This window comes from Paenibacillus amylolyticus (assembly GCF_001570725.1).
GTDB lineage: Bacteria > Bacillota > Bacilli > Paenibacillales > Paenibacillaceae > Paenibacillus > Paenibacillus amylolyticus_A.
This window is the reverse complement of the sequence record NZ_BCNV01000001.1, coordinates 2567586-2588907: the sequence shown is the minus strand read 5'-3', so window position 1 is coordinate 2588907 and position 21322 is coordinate 2567586. Positions and strand designations below refer to the sequence as shown.

At 48.8% G+C, this 21322-nt stretch carries 16 protein-coding genes; 15 read left to right on the top strand and 1 reads right to left on the bottom strand.

The features are described from left to right. Positions 1-45: 45 nt before the first annotated feature. Positions 46-1278 carry an aminopeptidase gene (locus PAHA3_RS11280; RefSeq protein WP_062834817.1) on the bottom strand — a complete coding sequence of 411 codons (1233 nt, stop codon included), beginning with the start codon at positions 1276-1278 and terminating at the stop codon, positions 46-48. 234 nt (positions 1279-1512) lie between these two features. Here PAHA3_RS11280 and PAHA3_RS11275 point away from each other — a divergent pair, with 234 nt between their 5' ends. The 15 genes from PAHA3_RS11275 (at position 1513) to PAHA3_RS11205 (ending at position 21316) form a co-directional block, all read left to right on the top strand. Next, complete coding sequence (locus tag PAHA3_RS11275) at positions 1513-1785, top strand: hypothetical protein (protein WP_062834816.1); 273 nt, start codon at positions 1513-1515, stop codon at positions 1783-1785. A gap of 180 nt (positions 1786-1965) precedes the next feature. Beyond that, the gene (locus PAHA3_RS11270; RefSeq protein WP_062834815.1) at positions 1966-2775 is read left to right on the top strand and encodes an MBL fold metallo-hydrolase; all 810 of its coding nucleotides are present in this window, start codon (positions 1966-1968) and stop codon (positions 2773-2775) included. A gap of 179 nt (positions 2776-2954) precedes the next feature. Continuing rightward, positions 2955-3965, top strand: coding sequence for an aldose 1-epimerase (locus tag PAHA3_RS11265; RefSeq protein ID WP_062834814.1), 1011 nt, complete (start codon positions 2955-2957; stop codon positions 3963-3965). A 133-nt stretch (positions 3966-4098) separates the two neighbouring features. Continuing rightward, a complete protein-coding gene (gene fumC, locus PAHA3_RS11260; RefSeq protein ID WP_062834813.1) occupies positions 4099-5487 on the top strand; it encodes a class II fumarate hydratase in 1389 nt (462 codons plus the stop codon). Positions 5488-5665: 178 nt separating this feature from the next. After that, complete coding sequence (locus PAHA3_RS11255; protein ID WP_062834812.1) at positions 5666-8410, top strand: CHASE3 domain-containing protein; 2745 nt, start codon at positions 5666-5668, stop codon at positions 8408-8410. Positions 8411-8630: 220 nt separating this feature from the next. Then, the gene (locus PAHA3_RS11250; RefSeq protein WP_062834811.1) at positions 8631-10253 is read left to right on the top strand and encodes a PucR family transcriptional regulator; all 1623 of its coding nucleotides are present in this window, start codon (positions 8631-8633) and stop codon (positions 10251-10253) included. Between the two features lie 238 nt (positions 10254-10491). Continuing rightward, the gene (gene pucL / locus PAHA3_RS11245) at positions 10492-11997 is read left to right on the top strand and encodes a factor-independent urate hydroxylase (RefSeq protein WP_062834810.1); all 1506 of its coding nucleotides are present in this window, start codon (positions 10492-10494) and stop codon (positions 11995-11997) included. Continuing rightward, positions 11997-12374, top strand: a complete 378-nt coding sequence (gene uraH, locus PAHA3_RS11240) for a hydroxyisourate hydrolase (RefSeq protein WP_082762781.1) — start codon at positions 11997-11999, stop codon at positions 12372-12374. Before pucL ends, uraH begins: the two co-directional genes overlap by 1 nt. A gap of 43 nt (positions 12375-12417) precedes the next feature. Then, positions 12418-13821, top strand: a complete 1404-nt coding sequence (allB, locus tag PAHA3_RS11235) for an allantoinase AllB (RefSeq protein WP_062834809.1) — start codon at positions 12418-12420, stop codon at positions 13819-13821. Then, complete coding sequence (locus PAHA3_RS11230; protein ID WP_062834808.1) at positions 13818-15125, top strand: Zn-dependent hydrolase; 1308 nt, start codon at positions 13818-13820, stop codon at positions 15123-15125. The genes allB and PAHA3_RS11230 overlap by 4 nt, the downstream gene beginning before the upstream one ends. 6 nt (positions 15126-15131) lie before the next feature. Beyond that, positions 15132-16373, top strand: coding sequence for a pyridoxal-phosphate-dependent aminotransferase family protein (locus tag PAHA3_RS11225; RefSeq protein WP_062834807.1), 1242 nt, complete (start codon positions 15132-15134; stop codon positions 16371-16373). Continuing rightward, on the top strand, positions 16367-17962 hold the full coding sequence (gene ggt, locus PAHA3_RS11220; RefSeq protein WP_062834806.1) for a gamma-glutamyltransferase: 1596 nt from the start codon (positions 16367-16369) through the stop codon (positions 17960-17962). Before PAHA3_RS11225 ends, ggt begins: the two co-directional genes overlap by 7 nt. Positions 17963-18057: 95 nt before the next feature. Then, positions 18058-19380, top strand: a complete 1323-nt coding sequence (locus tag PAHA3_RS11215) for a 5'-deoxyadenosine deaminase (protein ID WP_062834805.1) — start codon at positions 18058-18060, stop codon at positions 19378-19380. 42 nt (positions 19381-19422) lie between these two features. Next, a complete protein-coding gene (locus PAHA3_RS11210; protein WP_153028198.1) occupies positions 19423-20703 on the top strand; it encodes an XdhC family protein in 1281 nt (426 codons plus the stop codon). Continuing rightward, positions 20675-21316 (top strand): nucleotidyltransferase family protein, encoded by a 642-nt coding sequence (locus PAHA3_RS11205; protein ID WP_167350878.1) that lies wholly within the window; start codon positions 20675-20677, stop codon positions 21314-21316. The genes PAHA3_RS11210 and PAHA3_RS11205 overlap by 29 nt, the downstream gene beginning before the upstream one ends. The last annotated feature ends 6 nt before the right edge of the window (positions 21317-21322 follow it).

Sequence of the window (21322 nt, the reverse complement as noted above, 5' to 3'; positions counted from 1 at the left end):
GAAAAGAGAGGAGTAATCTCCTCTCTCTAATCACATCAAATGGGATTAAAATGCCCAGTTTCCTTGCAGGAAGATTGGCTCTTCCGCGCCTTCGGAGGTAACGCCGTGGATATTCATTTCGCCAGATCCAATCATGAAGTCTACATGAGTGAGACTGGAATTCATGCCACGTTCAATCAACTCTTCTTTGGACATCGTTTTACCACCTTCGAGACAGAAGGCATAGGCATTACCGATCGCCAAGTGGTTGGAGGCATTTTCATCAAACAGGGTATTGTAGAACAAAATATTCGTATCGGAAATTGGTGACTGATGTGGAACAAGGGCTACTTCACCCAGATAGTGTGCACCTTCATCCATCTCGATCAGGTTTTTGAGTGCATCCAGTCCCTGCTCAGCGGTGTAATCTACGATTCGACCGTTCTCAAATGTAAGGGAGAATCCGTCAATCAAATTGCCGCCGTAGCTCAGTGGTTTCGTGCTGCGCACTGTGCCGTTAACACCCGTTTTCAGTGGAGCTGTGAATACTTCTTCCGTAGGCATATTGGCAATAAAGACATGTCCTTGCTCATTCACACTTCCACCGGATACCCAGATATGGCCTTCTGGAAGTTCGATGGTCAGGTCTGTACCTGGAGCTGTATAGTGGAGCTTTTTGTATTTTTTGTTGTTCAGCAGATCGGCGCGGGAATCGAGATTTTGCAAATGGGTTTTCCATTCGGCAACAGCATCCTGTTCACCGATGCGTACTGTTTTGAAAATGACATCCCACAGGCGATCCACTTGTTGTGCTTCCGGCAGATCCGGGAACACTTTAGCTGCCCATTCAGGAGAAGGAACGGCTACGATAGACCAGCTGAATTTGTCAGCCATCTGATAAGAACGATATTTTTCGAGCGCTTTGCCGCGCACTTTTTGGCTAGTAATAATCCGTTCCTGAGCTACTCCGTTCAGCAAATCCGGATTTTCAGCGATGACGTGCAGAATAGCGGCACCTTCTTCAACGAGTTCCGTCATTTCAGCTGCAAACCATTTCGGTTCAATAGAGAAGGCTTCATCAGGTGCAAGATCGTAATGAAGACGTGTAACGGTCTCGTCGCTCCAGTTTACTTTGACCAGTTTGGCACCTTTACCATAAGCTGCTTTGACAATCAGTCGTACAAAATGCGCTGCCGAGATTGGAGCGTTAACCACGAGTGTCTGTCCAGGATGGACATTAACACCGACTTGAACAGCCAGTTCAGCATATTGCTGCAGATTCGTTTCAAAAGTATTCATGCTATTTTTTCCTCCAATGTGATAATAATATCGTAGCTTGTTGGCTATTATAGATGTTGTTCAAACACGTATTATAACCCTCATTACAACGATGTAAGGACTCAGAATGGTTCCTTCATTGAATAAGGTATACGTTGCTACGTTATATATTGTACAATTAACCAATAATAATTACCAAACTAGGTTTACCAGAAATGTAGGAGACCTGCTGTAGATGAAAGATTAAAGGAGAGAATGATTGTGAATATTGAAATTATAAGTGCCGAAATGCGCCGTGAAGGTGAAAAAGGATACGTGGGAAATACCGTTTACCGCACAGAAGGCGAAAAGTCAGTATATGAGATTACCTTCATGAGCAAGAACGGAAAAGACTGGGACTATAGCTTGCATTTCACCGAGCAATCCGGAGATGAAGATGAGTTGCTTCGTATGGACGAGCTGCTTGAGAATGATGACGATCTGTACAATCAATTGCTCGATGCCGCTTTGGAGGCTTATCCGGCTTAACTGGCTGAGATATTCTTGTTCTATTGTGTCGTGTCGATGACTATACTAGACGGTGTATGCCCGAAACAGGGTGTATACCGTCTATTTTATTGGAAATGTTGAATAGATGATCCAGAAAAGGGAAGTCTACGAGATGAATGGAACCAGAGAGACAATCCGCCTAATGGGAGGTAACCGTGAATGGCATCTGACAATCTGATTACAGAAGGGTTGACGGGGCTTGAAGAAGTCGCGCCCGATATTCTCAGTCTGCGTACACTATTCGTTAATGTCGTGTTCATCGGAGAGCCAGGAAGCAGGAACTGGGTCCTCGTGGACACCGGAATGGCGAGATTCACGGATCATATTGTTCAGGTTGCAAGCGAACGTTTTCAAGGTCCGCCATCTGCGATTATATTGACACATGGTCACTTCGACCATGTAGGAACCGTTATTGAACTGGAACAATTCTGGGGTGTACCTGTGTATGCGCACCCGCTTGAAATTCCATATTTGACGGGATTGAAAGATTACCCGCCGGCGGACCCTTCTGTAGGAGGAGGTCTAATGTCCAGATTGTCATTCGCTTATCCCAATGAGGCAATCAATCTGGATGATCGGATATTCAGTCTGCCGAAAGATCATTCCGTTCCAGGCGTATCGGGATGGGAATGGGTGCACACGCCAGGTCACACACCTGGACATGTGTCACTGTTTCGGGAAGCGGATCGTTTGCTGATTGCAGGGGACGCGATCATTACGGTGAAGCAGGAATCGCTGTGGAGTGTGTTACTTCAGGACAAACAGTTGCATGGCCCGCCGTCCTATTTCACAACCGATTGGCAGGCTGCACATCAATCTGTTCAGCATATAAGGCATCTGGAGCCGAAACTTGCCATTACTGGGCATGGGCATGCCTTGAGCGGAGATATGCTAAGTGAATCCCTCAAGCAGCTTGATCTGGACTTTGAAGAGAGCACGGTGCCGGATCACGGCAAATATGTAGATTAATTGAACCATAATAAGAATGGTGACAGAGACAGCCGCAGCCGTTTGCAGCTGTCTTTTTCATGTCTTTTTTGAGGCTCAATCATGAATTTGTTCTCTATCATAGATTGTTATTTTGTGCCCGGGCATGATATAGTCGAGCCGTATAATATAACCTTAGTATGCAGGAGGTACATATAACGATGACACAGCAAAATGCAGCATTTGAAGAACAATTTGGAGGGATTCCGGCCGTCTGGCTTCGTTTTAATCAATTTGAAGCGGCAGTTATTCCAAGCGTGGGTGCCAACCTCGTCGCTTTCCGGAATACCGAAAAGGGATTCCGTTACTTGAGAGAGCCGAATCAGGATCAGATGGATGAGTTTATGGCTGCACCTGCGGTCTATGGAATTCCAATTCTTTCTCCGCCGAACCGTTATGAGGATGGTCGCTTCCCCTGGAATGGTAAAGTCTATCAATTGCCTGTGAACGAACCGGCTACAGGTAACCATCTGCATGGATTTTTGCATGATGCTGAGTGGAAGGTTGAGGGATATGGTTCTGACCAATTGGAGAGTTATGTGCTGCTTAGCCAGGACGTGAAAGAGGGACATACATTCCATCAGTACCTGCCGTTTACGTTCACGGTAACGCTTCGTTACTCTTTGAGTAGCCAAGGACTTCAGCAGCAATTGATCGTGCGCAATAACGGTAAGGAATACATGCCTAACCTGTTTGCATTCCACACGGCGATCGCTGTACCGTTCGCACCAGACAGCCAAGCCTCGGACTACACGGCCAAAATTACGATTGGACAACGCCGTGAATTGAATGAGCGTTCGTTGCCAACTGGACAATTTCAACCGCTTACACCTGAGGAAGAACAATTGAAGAAAGACGGAGTTAGTCCGTTCTTTGCAGCTATGGATAATCATTACACGGCAGAACCTCAGAATGGGCGTAACTATATGGAACTTACGGATCATCGTACTGGAGACAAACTGGTATATGATGTGGGTACATCGTACAAACATTGGATGATCTGGAACAATAACATGGGTGGCGAATTCTTCTGTCCTGAACCACAGATGAACCTGGTTAATGCCCCGAATGTTGAAGGCATCCCGGCGGAAGAAATCGGATTGATCGGTCTGGAGCCAGGTGAACTGTTCGAACAAACTAGCCGATTGTATCCCATTGCGTCACAAAAATAAATTCACGCTCATTTTGCGCTACGCTTACAATTTTGTCGAAAAGGTGAAAACCTGCTCGTAAATCATGTATAATATGACGAGATACACAAGCTTTGTAGAGACCCAAACCATCTTTTTGGAGGAGGACAAGCAAGTGGAATACCGCATTGAGAGAGATACGTTAGGCGAAATGAAAGTACCAGCCGACAGGCTGTGGGGAGCTCAGACGCAGCGCAGCAAGGAGAACTTTCCGATTGGTAGTGAACATATGCCGATGGAAGTTATACGTGCCCTTGCCATTTTGAAAAAAAGTGCTGCGGCCAGTAACCATAAATTAGGTAAATTATCTGCGGCCAAGTCCGATGCCATTGCTTATGCAGCAGACGAGATTATTGCAGGCCGAATTGACGACCATTTCCCACTGGTTGTGTGGCAGACAGGAAGCGGAACACAATCCAACATGAACGTCAACGAAGTCATTGCTAATCTGGGTAACCAACTGCTGGAGCAAAAGGGCAAGGAAGAGCGTCTGCATCCAAATGATGACGTGAACATGTCCCAGAGCTCTAACGACACATTCCCAACGGCTCTGCATGTCGCAGGTGTTCTGGCTGTTGAGGATCAACTTTTGCCAGCAATCGCGGTATTGAAAGCCACTTTTGCAGACAAGTCGGATACATTCAAGGATATTATCAAAATTGGACGTACCCACCTTCAGGATGCAACACCGATTACGCTCGGTCAGGAGATCAGTGGTTGGGAAGCTATGTTGGGCAAGAGCGAGCGCATGATTCGTGAAAGTGTGCAGTACCTGAAGGAGCTTGCGATCGGCGGTACAGCTGTCGGAACGGGCATTAATGCGCATCCGGACTTTGGAGACTTTACTGCCAAGGAGATTGGCAAGCATACAGGTAAAGATTTTGTATCTGCACCAAACAAATTCCATGCACTTACGAGTCATGATGAGGTTGTGTATGCGCACGGTGCGGTTAAAGCGCTTGCAGCTGATTTGATGAAAATCGCCAATGACGTTCGCTGGTTAGCCAGTGGCCCTCGCAGTGGATTGGGAGAAATCCGTATTCCGGAGAATGAGCCAGGCAGCTCCATTATGCCAGGTAAAGTCAACCCAACTCAGAGTGAGGCCATCACCATGGTGGTTACGCAGGTCATGGGGAATGATGCAGCGATTGGATTCGCAGCGAGTCAGGGTAATTTTGAACTGAATGTATTCAAACCGGTTATCATCTATAACTTCCTGCAATCTGTGCAACTTCTGGCGGACTCCATTATTGCGTTTAATGACAAGTGTGCCGTAGGCATCGAGCCTAACCTGGATCAGATTGAACATAATCTGAACAACTCACTTATGCTCGTTACAGCGCTCAACCCGCATATTGGATATGAGAATGCAGCCAAAATTGCAAAGCTTGCGCATAAAGAAGGCTTGTCTTTGAAACAGGCGACGTTACAAACGGGCCTGCTTACGGAAGAGCAATTTGATCAATATGTCGATCCAGCCAAAATGATCGCTCCAAAGGCCTAAAATCAGCCTAAATGAGGAATATAGATCGATGAAAATGACGACCTGCGGAAGCAGGTCGTTTTTCTAATGCAGATGGATGAACTTAAAGCTTGTCAGACTATACGTATACATATAAACTACATATGCAACAGTTTTAATGTACGTGAATGGGATTCGTATATATTTGGAGGTTTCCGCGTTGTCAAAAACGAGAAGATTTACGATACGCTCCAAAATTCTATTGGGCTATCTTGTGGTTGTAGTTTTATTTGGTGCTGTTTTGCTAGTTCTTACGGCCCAAATCAATGTGTTACAGAAGGAAAATGATTTTATCAGCCATCATGATCTGGAAGTGCATAATCTGACCAACGCGATTGAAAAAAATGTCTTGAACATGGAAACAGGACAGCGTGGATTCATGATTACAGGCAATGAAAGTTACCTGGAGCCTTATTCCCAAGGCCTCTCGCAGTGGGATACCAACTATGATCAGCTAAATGCTCTCATTAGTGACAATCCTTCACAGCAGCAGAGTCTGCAGAATATCAAATCACATATTACACGCTGGATTGAGATCGCTGGGGAACCGTCGGTAAACTTGAAAAAGCAAGGGGATCAAGCAAAGGTAATTGCTTTCTTCCAGTCTGATCCGGGTAAAACCGAAATCGATCTGCTGAGAACCCAGCTCGCGACCTTCCGCAGCACCGAAATTGCGCTGACAGAAGCAAGGGTAACCGATCTTGCCGCACGCAGCTCCACACTGCTGACGATTATGTATACGCTCTGGGGTGTTATTGCAGCATTATCAATCACCGCTGCGATTGTAATCTCAGGGAATATCGTCAAAACGTTACGAGATGTCATGCACACGATCAGTGATATTTCCAAAGGTGGGAACCTGAAGCAGCGAATTCAGGTGCGAACACGTGATGAAGTGGGTGATCTGGGGAATGAAACGAACAAGTTGCTGGATGAAGTACAGGAACAGAATCGGATCAAGGACCAGATTACGGGCATTGCCACACTTTTGCAGAACCCGACCAATCTAGAGGGATTGTCACGCTTGTTCCTGAACGAACTTGCCATTCTTTTTGGAGTGCCTTATAGCGTCCTATATTATTTGAAAGACAATAGACTGCTGCGTGTGGCTGCATATGCTGCGGATGGAGAGAAAGAACGTTCACTTGGTAAAGTGTCGCTTGCCCCGGGTGAGGGGCTTGTAGGTCAAAGTGCTGTCGAGAAGCGAGTCTTGCGCATGAATGATCTACCCCAAAATTATATCCGAATCTCTTCGGGTCTTGGGTATGCATCGGCCACATCACTTACCGTAGTACCGGTCCTCTTTGAAGGCAGAACGATTGCGGTAATCGAGCTTGCTTCAATGAAGCCGCTGCAGGAGAGTGACATGAAGCTCATGCAAGAACTGACAGAGATTTTCGGTGTTTCACTACACTCCACCGTCACTCGTATGGAATTACAGCAACTATATGATGAGTCACAAGTTCTGAATGAAGAGCTACAGGCTCAATCGGAGAAACTTCAGGCTCAGACCGAAGAGATGCTATCTCAGACGGAGGAACTGCAGATGCAGACCGAAGAGCTTCATATGCTGAACGATCGTCTGGAAGTACAGAAGAGCGCTGCAGAGACATCAGCCAATGAACTTTCGGTTGTTGCGGATCAGTTACGAACGAGCTCGGGGTACAAATCCGAATTCTTGGCGAACATGTCCCATGAACTGCGGACACCGCTCAACAGCATGTTAATTTTATCTGAAATATTGTCTGAGAATAAAAATCAACACCTGAATAGTGAAGAGCAGAACTATGCTTCAGTCATTCACAAATCAGGCAAAGATCTGCTGAACCTGATCAATGATATTCTGGATCTATCCAAGGTGGAAGCCGGACAGATGGAAGTGGATTTCGATGATGTCTATCTGGGCAGTGTTCCGGAAGTCATGAACCAGTATTTCCTGAAAACGGCGGAACAGAAAAAAATAGATTTCCGGATTCAGCTCCAAAGTCCTTTGCCGGAAACGATCGTGACGGATGAAATGAGATTGCATCAGATTCTCCGAAATCTGCTCTCGAACGCATTCAAGTTCACCAGTCAGGGTGAAGTTGCCTTAACGATCTCCAGAATGAGTCTGGCGAACCCAGAAACGAACGGCCAAGAGACCGACGTGATTGCTTTCTCCGTCAGTGATACAGGGATCGGGATTGCAGATGACAAACTCGTGCAGATCTTCGATGCATTCAAACAGGCAGACGGAGCTACAGCACGTAAATACGGGGGGACTGGGCTGGGCTTGTCCATCTCTCAATCGCTTGCGACCCTGCTGGGTGGTTCAATCTCGGCAACAAGCCGTGAAGGACATGGCAGTGTGTTCACACTGTTCCTGCCGCTGCGAAGAGATGAACCTGAGACTATGCAAGCATCTCGGCTGTTCCTGAATGAGGTGGCTAGCACCACACCAGAGATTAACAAACTTCCTTCATTGACCGCAGCTCCATCGGACGTGTTATTAACACCTCTGGAAGAAGCGCTGCTCAGCGGACGCCAAGTACTTGTCGTTGATGATGATATACGTAATGTATATGCCCTGGCTAACGCCCTTGAGCAATACGGTATGAATGTCATTTCAGCGCAGAACGGATACGAGTGTCTGGAATTGTTGGAGCGTGGAGGAGTCAAACCTGATATCATCATGATGGATATCATGATGCCTGAACTGGATGGCTACGAGACAACTCGCCAGATCCGTGAACGACTTGGTCTGACTCAGCTTCCGATTATTGCGCTGACTGCCAAGGCCATGAAAGAGGATCGGGAGAAATGTATTGCAGCAGGTGCTTCGGACTATCTCAGCAAACCGCTGAATATCAAAGAAGTATTATCGCGTATGAAATTATGGATGAATCACGAAACATTAGAAATCTGATCTAAAAACCTATGCCGATTACAGGAGAGTGCGCTGTAATTAGGTCATAGGTTTTATTTTTTTGCCGTGTAAGCTTTATTTCGGAATTTGATGTTATAATACTTAACAATAAACCGAGTTAAATGGATGAATATATATTTAATTAGAAATATAATCCAGAATAAAGATGTAGGAACGAGAATAACACATTTATGTGTTATATATATGGGAGGTAGTGTCCATGCAACTTACGGTCAAAGAGGCTTTACAAGTATATCCGTTGTCAGAGGCCAAACTGGTTGCGGGTGGAGAAGGGACTTCACGGATGATGAAATCCGTTAACGTCATGGACGCTCCTGATATCGCGGATTGGATCAAATCCGGAGAAATGTTGTTCACCACCGCTTTTATTATGAAAGACAGCGAGACGGATGCACTGCGTTTGATGCGGCGCTTGAATGAACGTGGCTGTGCAGGACTCGGCATCAAGCTGGGGCGTTTCTGGCAGTCCATTCCCCAAGGTATTGTCGAGGAAGCCGATCGACTTCGTTTGCCGCTGCTTGAACTTCCTTTTCAATTCACCTTCTCCGACCAGATGAATGCCTTGTTCAAGGCTGAACATGAACGCAGTAATCGATTGCTGCATGAGGTCGTGCAGAAGCAGAAGAAATTAATGCAGTTTGCGCTGCAACAGCAGCCACACCGGAATGTGTTTGCAGAACTTGCCACGGTACTGAACTATCCGCTTGCAGTCATTGGCTCTCGTGGGCATGTGCTCTATGGCAGTGAAGGCATTGCGGGAGATGCGGTAACACAGGGCTGGCCTTGGAAATCCGTCATGCACCGAGTGAAATGGAATCAGGGAAGCTGCCACCGCGTACCGATTAAGCAAAATGATGAAGAATACGGGTCGTTGCTTGTGTTTACGGATTCCGCTTTGTCGCTTCGGGCAGAGGAAGAGCTGTTCCAACAGGCTGCCGATGTACTGGCATTCTATATGGATATGACCTATCGTGAGCATATTAATCCGACCGTACAAGATGAGATGCGTACATTGCTTTCACAGTATCTGGATAACAAAATGACGGTTCAGGAATTGACCACCTTGAGCGAAAACAAAGGTGTCCATCTGTTCCAGGGAACCTATCAGTGCGTGCTGATCACGCTTGAGCCGACTCTGTTTGCCGAGGGTAAGCTGCTGAAACAGATTCATCGTGAGTTGCAATACAATCCGCTGATGCAGTTCACGGCCTCGCAGCATTTTCAGATCGAAGATGGCATTCTGTCCATCTATACCTGTCCAACAGGTCGAGATTATGGAGAGGAGCTGTCAGGTTTTCTGTTGAACCGGTTCGGTGATGTTCTGGCAGCACAAGAAGCGAAAGGAGCACCGGCTCCGCGATTCTGGATCAGCAAAATGAAGCATGAGCCCAAATCGCTCCGTGAAGCGTACCAGGAGTGTCTGGATACTCGACAATTGGCTCGTCGGTTCGGCATGAAAGATCGTGCACTGCAATTTGAAATGCTCGAATTTGCCTATGTGTTCCAACACGTACCCGATAACATCATGGAGAACTACTGCAACAAAGTACTTGAACCGTTACTTGCCAGGGATGGTGACCCCAATCAGGTGCTGATGAATACATTGGAGTCCTTTATCGAGAATGACGGACTGATCAATGAAGCTGCCAAGCAGCTGTTTGTGCATCGTAACACGGTCACTTATCGGATGGAGAAAGTCGGCAGCTTACTGCAAATGGACTTTAAAAAGACAAATGATCTGCTTAAGTTAAAGCTGGTATTTACCTTCCGCAAGTTTGTGCGGGACAAAGCAGCTGCAAGACCGCAAAATGTTCAACTCTAGATCGCACATTGTGCAACATGACAATACTACCGGGCCAGACCCCAAGAACCGCATTCCCTTGATGGAGTGCGGTTTCTTTGTGTTTGAGGATAACGAAAGCTGATTTTCCCGTGCACAGCAAACAAATCACAACTCTGATGTTATGTTATATTACAAAATTGCGTAAATATTGTTGTCGCGGCATTGAACGACACTTAGAATGAAGAACAATAATCTACAACAGACCGGAGGTTCTAACATGAGCGACTTAATTAAACTTGTTAACAACTGGTCTATCACGCAGTTCGTGCATACGTTTGGCGGCTTATTCGAGGAATCACCATGGGTGGCTGAGCGTTCCGGGCTTTCACGACCTTTCGATTCATTTGAACAGATGATGAATGTGATGAAGAACGTGGTTCAAGCATCGAATGAACAGGTGAAATTGCAACTGCTTCGAAATCACCCGGATCTTGGAGCGCGAATCAGCATGAGCAGCAACTCCGTACAGGAGCAGGCTGGTGCAGGGCTTGATTCACTGTCACAGGAGCAATACAACGAACTTCAACAATTGAACAAAGCATATACAAGCCAATTTGGCTTTCCATTCATATTGGCCGTGAAAGGCCATACCGCAAGTTCCATCCTCGAGTCCATGCGGCAACGTCATCGCCGAGGCAGGGAAGAAGAATTTGAGACTGCTTTGAAGGAAGTATTCAAAATTGCGGGCATTCGTTTGGAGCAATGGCTCGCACAGATCGGTCATGAACATGAGTTTGTAAGCAAGCCAGCCGCTGTACAGCAGCGGACCATGTATTATGGCAAAGGCGATGTATGGATGTACCGTTCCTACGCCAAGCCGTTGACGGGTATTCAGTCCATTCCGGAATCTCCGTTTATGGGACGCAGCAATATTCTGTTTGGCTTGAACATCAAGGTCGCTGTGCAGGGCGATGAATTCTTGCCTTCTTTTGCAGAAGGGGATAATTCGCTGGTGGTCGCAACCGATTCGATGAAGAATTTCATTCTCAAACATGCAGCGGATTACACAGGGGCGACGGTGGAAGGGTTTCTTGCGCTGGTAAGTCGGCGTTTCCTGGAGACGTATCCGCAGATGAGCAAGGTTCAGATGACAGCGGACCAGATTCCTTTTGAAGATATACCGATTGGATTGGAAGGGAATTACCGACCGAGTGCGCTCGTATTTCGTTATTCGCAGAATGATCGTGCGACAGCTGCCGTGGAAGCAGAACGAACAGGAGACTCAATTGAATTAAGCAACCATTTCAGTGGTGTAGCCGATTTGAGGCTGATCAAGGTCAAAGGCAGTGAATTTGCCGGATTTATGCAGGATGAATATACCACGCTTCCAGAGACATGGGATCGACCGTTATTTATTTTCCTGAACATTAATTGGCGTTATGACGATCCGAGAGATGGCATGGATGATCAGCGTGGACGGTATGTGGCGGCGGAACAGGTTAGGGACTTGGCTGCTGCGGTATTTCATGAGTGTCGCTCTGCATCCATTCAACATCTGATCTACCAGATTGGACGAAGGTTGTTGAGTCGATTTGAGCAACTGAGTGAGGTTTCATTTGAATCCAACAATCGGACCTGGGAGACGGTTCTAGAGGAAGTGAAAGAGGGGGAAGGCAAAGTGTTTACCGAGCCGAGACCGCCATACGGATTCCAGGGTTTCTCGATGACAAGGGATGATCTGGGAACAGACGGCCATGACTCCGGGAAAGCAGGTGATGTCTAATGTCGATGTCTGAAGGACGAATTACAACACATGTGCTGGATACATCCAAAGGCGTGCCTGCTGCGGGTGTTCGGATCGAGCTGTATACCCTGAAGAGGGATGGGGAGCAGGAAAGCAAGACAAAAGTTGCGGAGTCGGTGACCAATGCGGATGGACGTTTGGATGCGCCCCTGCTGGATGGAGGCAAGCTGGAGCAAGCGATATATGAGCTTCAGTTCCATGTCGAGAGTTATTACGCACAGCGTTCATTGGAGGAACTGGGGCAGGCGCTATGGACGATTGTTCCGATTCGTTTTGCCGTATCTGATGCCTCAAGCCATTACCATATTCCATTATTGATTGCTCCAGGAGGTTACAGTACATACCGGGGAAGCTGAACATGCACACATCCGGTTCTGATTCAGGGGGAGGGTCATCCATATGACAACATTTGATACTATCATCCGGGGGGCACGGGTGGTGCTGAAAGATCGGGTAGAGCAACTGGATATTGGCATTACGGGTGAAAAAATAACAGACATATCCACACGGCTGGCCGCTGGCGAAACGACTAGGATTATAGAAGCTGAAGGCCTTACGGTGATGCCGGGTGTAGTGGACATTCATGTACACTTCAATGAACCCGGACTCGCCAGTTGGGAGGGATTCCGGTCTGGATCGGCATCCCTTGCCGCAGGGGGAATCACAACCTATGTCGATATGCCGCTTAACGGCGTACCGCCAACCACAAGGCCGGAAGCATGGGAGATGAAAAAGAAAGCAGCCGTAAACCAATCGTATGTTGATTATGGCTTCTGGGGAGGGTTGGTTCCCGGCAATCGTGAGGAACTTGCTCCACTGTCACGGCTGGGTGCTGCCGGATTCAAGGCATTTATGTCCGAGCCGGGTGGAGAAGGGGAAGACATCTTTGCCAGAGCCGATGACCATACACTACTGGACGGAATGAATGAAATTGCAAAATTAAATCGTGTGCTCGCACTTCATGCAGAGGACGAAGGCATGGTTGCCGAACTTGGCGCGAAAAGCATTGCAGAGGGAAGGACTGAACCCATGGACTATGTCCGGTCACGTCCTGTGGAAGCCGAAGTCGTCGCGGTTGCCCGGGCGTTGAAATATGGTGAACAGACCGGTTGTGCGCTTCATTTTGTGCATATTAGTACCAGGGAAGCACTGGATCTGATTGCAGAAGCCAAACGGCGTGGGCAGGATGTCACTTCGGAGACATGCCCTCACTATCTGACACTGACCGATCAGGATGTGGTTCGATTAGGTGCTGTAGCGAAATGCGCTCCACCGCTTCGCAGCTCTTCCGAACAGGAGCAGTTATGGGATGCACTGACTTCAGGATTGATTGATGTTATTGCTTCGGATCATTCTCCATGCCCCCCATCCATGAAACAATCCGATAACTTTTTTGAAATCTGGGGCGGTATATCCGGGGCGCAAAGCACACTGCTAATCATGCTGGAGGACGGACATCTTCAGCGCAATATCGATCTCCCGTTGCTCGGAAGAGTGCTCTCCCTGCAACCTGCCAGAAGGCTTGGTCTGGAGAGCAAAGGAGAGATTGCAATTGGCAAAGATGCCGATCTCGTCCTGATTGACTGGGAGAAAAGCACGATCCTGAACACGGAGGATCTGCTCTATACGCATCAACAGAGCCCTTATGTGGGACGTACATTTAACTGTCGCATTGCAGACGTATTCTGTCGTGGGCAACGTGTATATAACTCGGAATCTGGATTATCTCCTGAACCTATTGGGAAGCACATTGCAGCCCACTCCTCTAATCCCATCGAGGCGGGAACGGGGGAGACGTCATGAATGAGTCTGGAGTATACCGGTCATCCGGTACGAATAATCCGCCTATTCCTTTACCGAATGTGGAACAGGTGGAGCTGCAAGCCATGCTTGACTGGCTGTCGACGTATGGTGCGGATACACAAGGTGGCGTCACACGACTGTTGTATGACTCAGCTTGGTGTGAAGCACAGGGTGCCCTTTCTGCCAAAATGCAGGAGAAAGGACTGTCTCCCGAGTTCGACCAGTCCGGTAATCTATATGGCACACTCAAGGGCGAGGGTGAGGAATCAGCGACTGGTGCTGAAGAATTACCGATAGTGACCGGATCACATATTGATTCTGTCGTGTATGGTGGCAAGTATGACGGTGCTTACGGTGTGGTAGCTGGAGTCCTGGCATTGGAGTATTTACAGAAGCATTTCGGAGCACCGAAGCGCACACTTCAAGTGGTATCGCTATGTGAAGAAGAGGGGAGTCGCTTTCCTTTCGCGTATTGGGGTTCACGCAGTATAACAGGCATAACGGCTCTGGAAGACGTAGAGCATTTGAAGGATCAAGATGGTGTTACTTTTGCACAGGCGATCCGGGATGCGGGCTTTGGACCTGATAGTGCATATAGACCCGCCGCGAAAAATTACGGTGCCTTTATTGAACTTCATATTGAGCAAGGTCAGGTTCTGGAACGTCTCGGACATTCGATTGGAGTTGTATCCGATATCGTAGGTCAGAAGCGGTTCAGCATTACCGTCAGCGGAGAAGCGAACCACGCGGGAACGACGCCAATGTCTTGGCGCAAAGACGCACTTGCCGGAGCGGCCGAGATGATTGCTGCGGTAAGGAATATCGCATTGGAAGCAGGAGAACCGCTGGTTGCCACAGTTGGGCGAATCACAGCCGATCCGGGTGTTGGGAACGTGGTTGCTGCCCGGGCGGTGTTTTCACTGGATATCCGCCATATTCGGCAGGAGAGTATTGATCGCTGCTGGCAGGATATGCTCCAGGCTTTTAGTCGTATCGCAGCCGAGCAGCAGCTCGGACTGGACTGGGAAGAACATCTGTCGGTAACACCCATTCCTATGAATGCCGAGATGATCTCGGACATTCAAGATATCTGTGAGCAGGAGCAATTGTCCTATTGGCCAATGCCAAGCGGGGCAGGACATGATTCGCAGATTTTTCAGCCGGCTTGTCCGACGGCCATGATCTTTGTGCCGAGCCAGGACGGTATCAGTCATAATCCACTTGAATATACAGCTGAAGCAGACCTGATGCACGGTTTTCAGGTTCTGGTCCGGCTACTCTATAAATACGGTTACGGGAGTTGAATGCAGATGTCCAACTATAAAGAGTTATCTCCGTCCTTGCGGACCATTATGACCCCGGGACCCGTTGAGGTTGATCCACGCGTACTTAGAGCATTATCCTTTCCAATCCTGGGTCAGTTTGACCCGGAGTTCACATCCTTGATGAACGAAACGATGGCGATGCTGCGTGAGTTGTATATGACAGACAACGATTGGTGTTATCCGGTAGACGGTACATCCCGTTCAGGTATTGAAGCTGTGTTGGTCAGTCTGATCCAGCCCGGTGACAAAGTTCTCGTCCCAATCTATGGACGATTCGGACATTTGTTGGTTGAAATCTCGGAACGCTGTGGTGCCGAGGTTGTCTTTTTTGAAACGGAATGGGGAACGGTATTTGATCCGGAAGAGGTGATCAAGGCGATTCATACCCATAAACCGAGTCTGGTTGCGATGGTTCACGGTGAAACATCCACCGGACAGATGCAACCCCTTGCCGAGATTGGCAAATCCTGTCGCGAGCTTGATATTTTACTCGTTGTAGATGCTGTGGCAACCATTGGCGGCACACCCGTGGAGACGGATGCCTGGCATCTGGATGCGGTGATGGGCGGCACGCAGAAATGCCTGTCTGTTCCTTCAGGGATGGCACCTCTCACATACAACAGTCGTGTGGAGCAGAAACTGATGAGCCGCAAAACAGTTGAACGCGGACTCCGAGACGCAACCAGTGCACGGGCAGAAGGCCGCACGATTGCCAGCAATTATTTTGACCTGAGCCAATTGCAGGATTACTGGAGTTCCGCACGGTTGAACCACCATACGGAGGCCACCTCCATGCTATACGGTCTTCACGAAGGATTGCGCATTCTGCTGCAAGAAGGGTTGGAGGCCAGGTTCCAGAGACATCGGGTCAATGAACGTGCATTGGTCGCCGGAGTTCAGGGAATGGGATTGCAGTTGTATGGGGATATGTCCAGTAAACTTCCGGTGGTCACTTGTATCAAGATTCCTGAGGGAATCGATGGCGAGTCGGTGCGCAGCATGTTGCTGAACGATTTCAGCATTGAGATTGCCAGTTCATTCGGACCGTTGAAAGGTCAAATCTGGCGGATCGGTACGATGGGATTCAGCTGCCAACGCAAAAATGTACTTCATGTGCTCGGAGCATTGGAAGCTGTTCTTCTCCGTCATCGTCATGTGTTACCAGCCGGTGAAGCCGTTCAGGCAGCGATGGATGTGTATGCAGGGAAGGAGGGCGCCTTATGTTAAACCAAATGCCAATCTCCAGAGAGGTCATGGTCACCACTCCTCATTACCTGGCGAGTGCTGTAGGAAGCTCCATCCTCCAGCAAGGCGGGAATGCTTATGATGCCGCTATTGCGGTCAGTGCAGCACTAGGTGTGGTATATCCGCATATGACCGGACTTGGCGGGGACGCCTTCTTCCTGATTCATGATGGGACGAGCGGTGAGATTACCGCCTATAACGGAAGTGGCCGCTCAGCCGCAGGCATTCATGCCGATACGTTCAAAGCGATGGGTATGAATGCCATTCCTCAGCGCGGTGTGCTTAGTGCCATCACGGTTCCTGGAATGGTGGATGCTTGGTGGGAAGTCTGGTCCCGGTACGGAAAGTTACCGTGGGAGCAATTGCTTGAACCTGCCGCGCAGTATGCGGAAAAAGGGTGCCCTGTATCCCGAAATCTCCGCCTGTGGATGGAAAGGGATGAAGATTTCATACTGGGTCACACACCGCTGCGAGCGGTATTTGCCCCTTCGGGTACACTTTTGCAGGAAGGCGAGCTGCTGATTCAGCCTGAACTCGCTAACTCCATTCGTCTGATTCAGACGGGAGGGCGAGATGCTTTTTACACAGGGGAGCTTGCGGATCGTATGACTTTGGCTATTCGTGAGGATGGGGGCATGCTTGCACCAGCGGACTTTGCGGGTCATCGTGGCGAGTGGGTGAAACCGGTCAGTACGGGGTATCGTGGCTATGAAGTTCATCAGATGCCGCCCAATTCGCAGGGATTCTCGATGCTGATGATGTTAAATATGTTGGAGCATACGGATCTGTCCTCGGTTGCACGCACATCACCGGAATTCTATCATCTGATGGCGGAAGTGGTGAAAAAGGCGTTTCGGGATCGTGACCGTTATCTGACGGACCCGGATTTCAGGGACATTCCGCTGGACCATCTATTATCCAAGGATTACGGAGACCAATTGTGGAATGAGATTCAGGCTGCTCCACCTGTGGCACAGCCGTTTTTGTCCAAAACGATAGGTCAGGATACCGCGTATGCAGCGGTTGTCGATAGCGAAGGCAATGCCGTTTCCTTCATTCAAAGCCTGTATTTTGACTTCGGTGCAGCGTATGTTCCAGGGGATACGGGGGTTATCATGCAGAACCGGGGGTCCTTTTTCTCCTTAGATCCGAGAGATGCCAACGTACTGGAACCAAATAAACGCTCATTCCATACTCTCATGCCGGGCCTCGTTACACGAGATGGCAAACCTTATATGCTCGTGGGCACGCAGGGAGGAGAAGGTCAGCCACAGACGCAATTATCGGTGCTTACCGGAGTGCTTGATTACGGACTCAACATCCAGGAAGCGATAAGCCTGCCGCGTTGGGTGTACGGACGTACCTGGGGTGAAGAAGGCGATACGATGCGTGTGGAGAACCGATATCATGATGACGTATGTGCAACCCTTGCCCAGTGGGGACATAACGTTGAAGCCAGAGCGCCGTGGGACGGGATTATGGGACAGTCGCAAGGCATTGTCATTCGTGAGGACGGCATGATTAGCGGCGCAGCAGATCCCAGAGGCGATGGAATGGCTATTGGATGGTAACAGACAGCGATCGGAAGGTTAATCTGTCATCGGAGTACAAGTGTAAATATGTATGAGTTGAACGATATAGACAGACACAGATAGGGGAGATTGGCATGGGAACGATCCTGCTAAAGGGCGCACAGCTTGTGACAATGAATGCAGAAGAGGAAGTGTTCATCGGAGATCTATTGATCGAGGATAACAAAATCAAGGAGATTGCAGCGCACATCGACGTTCAGGCTGATCAGGTCATTGATGCTCGCGGTAAAGTGCTGCTGCCAGGCTTTATCCAGACGCATATTCATCTATGTCAGACCTTGTTCCGCGGACGTGCGGATGATCTGGAACTGATGGATTGGCTCCGTCAACGCATCTGGCCGCTGGAAGCAGCGCATGATGAGGAGTCCGTCTATTATTCGGCAATGCTTGGACTCGGGGAATTGATCTCCAGCGGAACCACGACCATTCTGGATATGGAGACGGTACATCACACAGACTCGGCGTTTCAGGCGATGGCACAGAGTGGCATCCGGGTCATTTCCGGCAAGGTAATGATGGATCATGGAGACGAGGTTCCCGAACCCTTGCGTGAGAATACAGCAACTTCACTGCAACAGAGTGTGGATCTGCTAGAGAAATGGAACGGTTTTGGCGGAGGTCGTATTCAATATGCTTTCTGTCCACGCTTCGTAGTATCGTGTACCGAAGAATTGCTGGTAGAGGTGCGCGACCTGTCCAATAAATATCATGTCAAAGTCCACACCCATGCCTCCGAGAATCGCGGAGAGATCGAACTGGTAGAACACGAACGGGGAATGCGCAATATCGTATACCTTGATCATATCGGTTTGGCTACCCCAAGATTGGTGCTGGCCCACTGTGTATGGCTGAGTGAGGAAGAGAAGGAGATCATCCGCAAGCGCGGTGTCAAAGTCACTCACTGTCCTGGGTCGAATATGAAACTTTCCTCCGGGGTAGCGGATATTCCGGATCTGCTGAATCGTCAGATCGCGGTTGGGATCGGGGCCGATGGTGCCGCGTGCAACAACAATCTGGATATGTTTCAGGAGATGCGCCTCACGGCCCTGATGCAGAAGATTCCTCATGGCCCAACGGTGATGGATGCCCGGACCGTATTGCGTATGGCTACTATGGGTGGTGCAGAGGTGCTCGGCTTGTCGAAGGAAATCGGCAGTCTCGAAGTGGGCAAAAAGGCAGATATGCTGCTGCTGGATCTGGATGATTTCCACACGTATCCTTCCTATGAGACGGATGTATATTCCCGCGTAGTATATTCTGCAACTAGAAGCTGTGTGGACACCGTTATTATTGACGGAAGTATCGTACTCAAGAATCGCAAGATTCAGACGATCGATCGTGGCATTGTGCTGCGTGAGTCGGATAAGAGCATTGCGAGATTAATGAAGCGCATCTGATTGAAGGAAGCTTATGCGATTCCAGAAAGGATGGAGACCGATATGGAAATGCATGATCTGTGTGCAATCGCAGCCCGCGAAACGCGCTGCGTGCTCGCAACAGCGATCAAGGTAGAGGGTCATGCTTACCGTAAGCAGGGAGTCTCTATGCTGTTGACCGAGGGTGGCATAATGTATGGCAGTATCAGTCCGGGATGCCTGGAGAGTGATCTTCAGGCCCGGGTGAGCCATGTACTGGATACGAAACAGATGGAATTCGCGGAATACGACATGCGTCCTGAGGATGATCTGTCATGGGGTGAGACGATCGGGTGCGGTGGACTCGTTGTTGTGTTGCTTGAACCTGTATGTGGTGAACTCCGACATACGTTGCAGAAGATGCATGAGTGTTTGCAATCCGGGGCTACAACAGCGTTAACCCGAATGTTCCAAGATGATTATACGAAGGTGCAATATGGCTGGAAACGGATTGAGTCCATGGAAACGGGGCAAAAGTCAATTTTACGTCCTTCGCTCGTCCCTCCTCATTATCGCGTGGCGAATCATAATCAATCGCCATTGCAGGTTGATGTGCAACACAGCAGCGGAAATACCAAGCATGAACATACAACATCAACAAAATATTCTCCCGATATACCTCGCCTTACGCTTGTGCCTGAAGTGGCATCTGCTACGTCAAACGGATATCACTCTTCCCATCTATCCGCTAATTCACAACATATCTCTGAGGCTGATGCTGAAATACCGACAAACGACGGGGTTTCAACGAATCCCTGGGACCTCCCGCAGCAACTTACTTCGCTGTACACACCTAAACCTCGCCTGATTATCATCGGAGCCGGGAATGATGTTATTCCTGTTGCCAGACTCGCCCGATCCGCAGGATTCCGTGTGGTTGTAGCGGATTGGCGAGAGTCCTTATGCACCTCGGAGCGGTTCCCTGAAGCTGAATTTGTACTTGGTTTCCCACGTGAGATTATGCCTCTGTTAAATGTGAACAACCGGGATTATCTGATTCTAATGAGTCACAATTTCCCGCGCGAACGTGAACTGTTGGAGATGCTGGTGGACTGTGAATATGCGTATCTTGGCATCATGGGTTCCAAAACACGAACGGCCCGTCTGCTTGATGGTTTACCATCCTTGAGAAATATACACTCTCCCGTTGGTCTAAGTATCGGAGCGGACGGTCCCGAACAGATTGCCATCAGCATTGCTGCTGAATTGATCGCGTGTAAACATAAGGTCTCTTCCTTGAGTTCCGAGTTGCAGAAGGGGAGCGTTGTACATGCGAATGACGGGCATAGTTCTGGCAGCAGGTAAGAGTCGTCGCCTTGGTCGGGATAAACTCTCGGTTATCATGCCTGACGGAAGGTCACTGGCTGCATGGTCACTGGAAGCTGCGTTGAATTCGGAGTTGGATCAAGTGGTTTGTGTGGTCAAACCGGAAGATTCGCTCGCATGGCTACCATTAAAATGGTTTGATTCTGCCACGTATGCCTATCATCCTACAGCGAGACTTCGAATTGTGGTCTGTGCTGACTATGCTTTCGGTATGGCAAACTCTCTTCATTCTGGCGTATTGTCCGCCATGGAGTACAAACCGGAGGGCATTCTCATGCTTCTGGGGGATCAGCCTTTATTACAAGCACAGGATATCAATCTGGTGACCACAGCACTGGCTACCCACAAGCTGAGTGACTATGTCGCAGCTACCGACGGTGAGGGAGGTAAACCGCCTGTTGCTTTTCGCTCCCATATGTTCGGCCCTCTATTGTCCTTGCATGGAGATGAGGGGGCACGCAAAATTATGCGCAGCGCTAACTATTCAGGTGTACATGTACCACTGTCTGAGACTAGTTTCTGGGATGCGGATACAGAACCGGAATTGGAACGTATTCTGAATTATGTATACGAGTCGAAGCAGACAGACTAAATAACA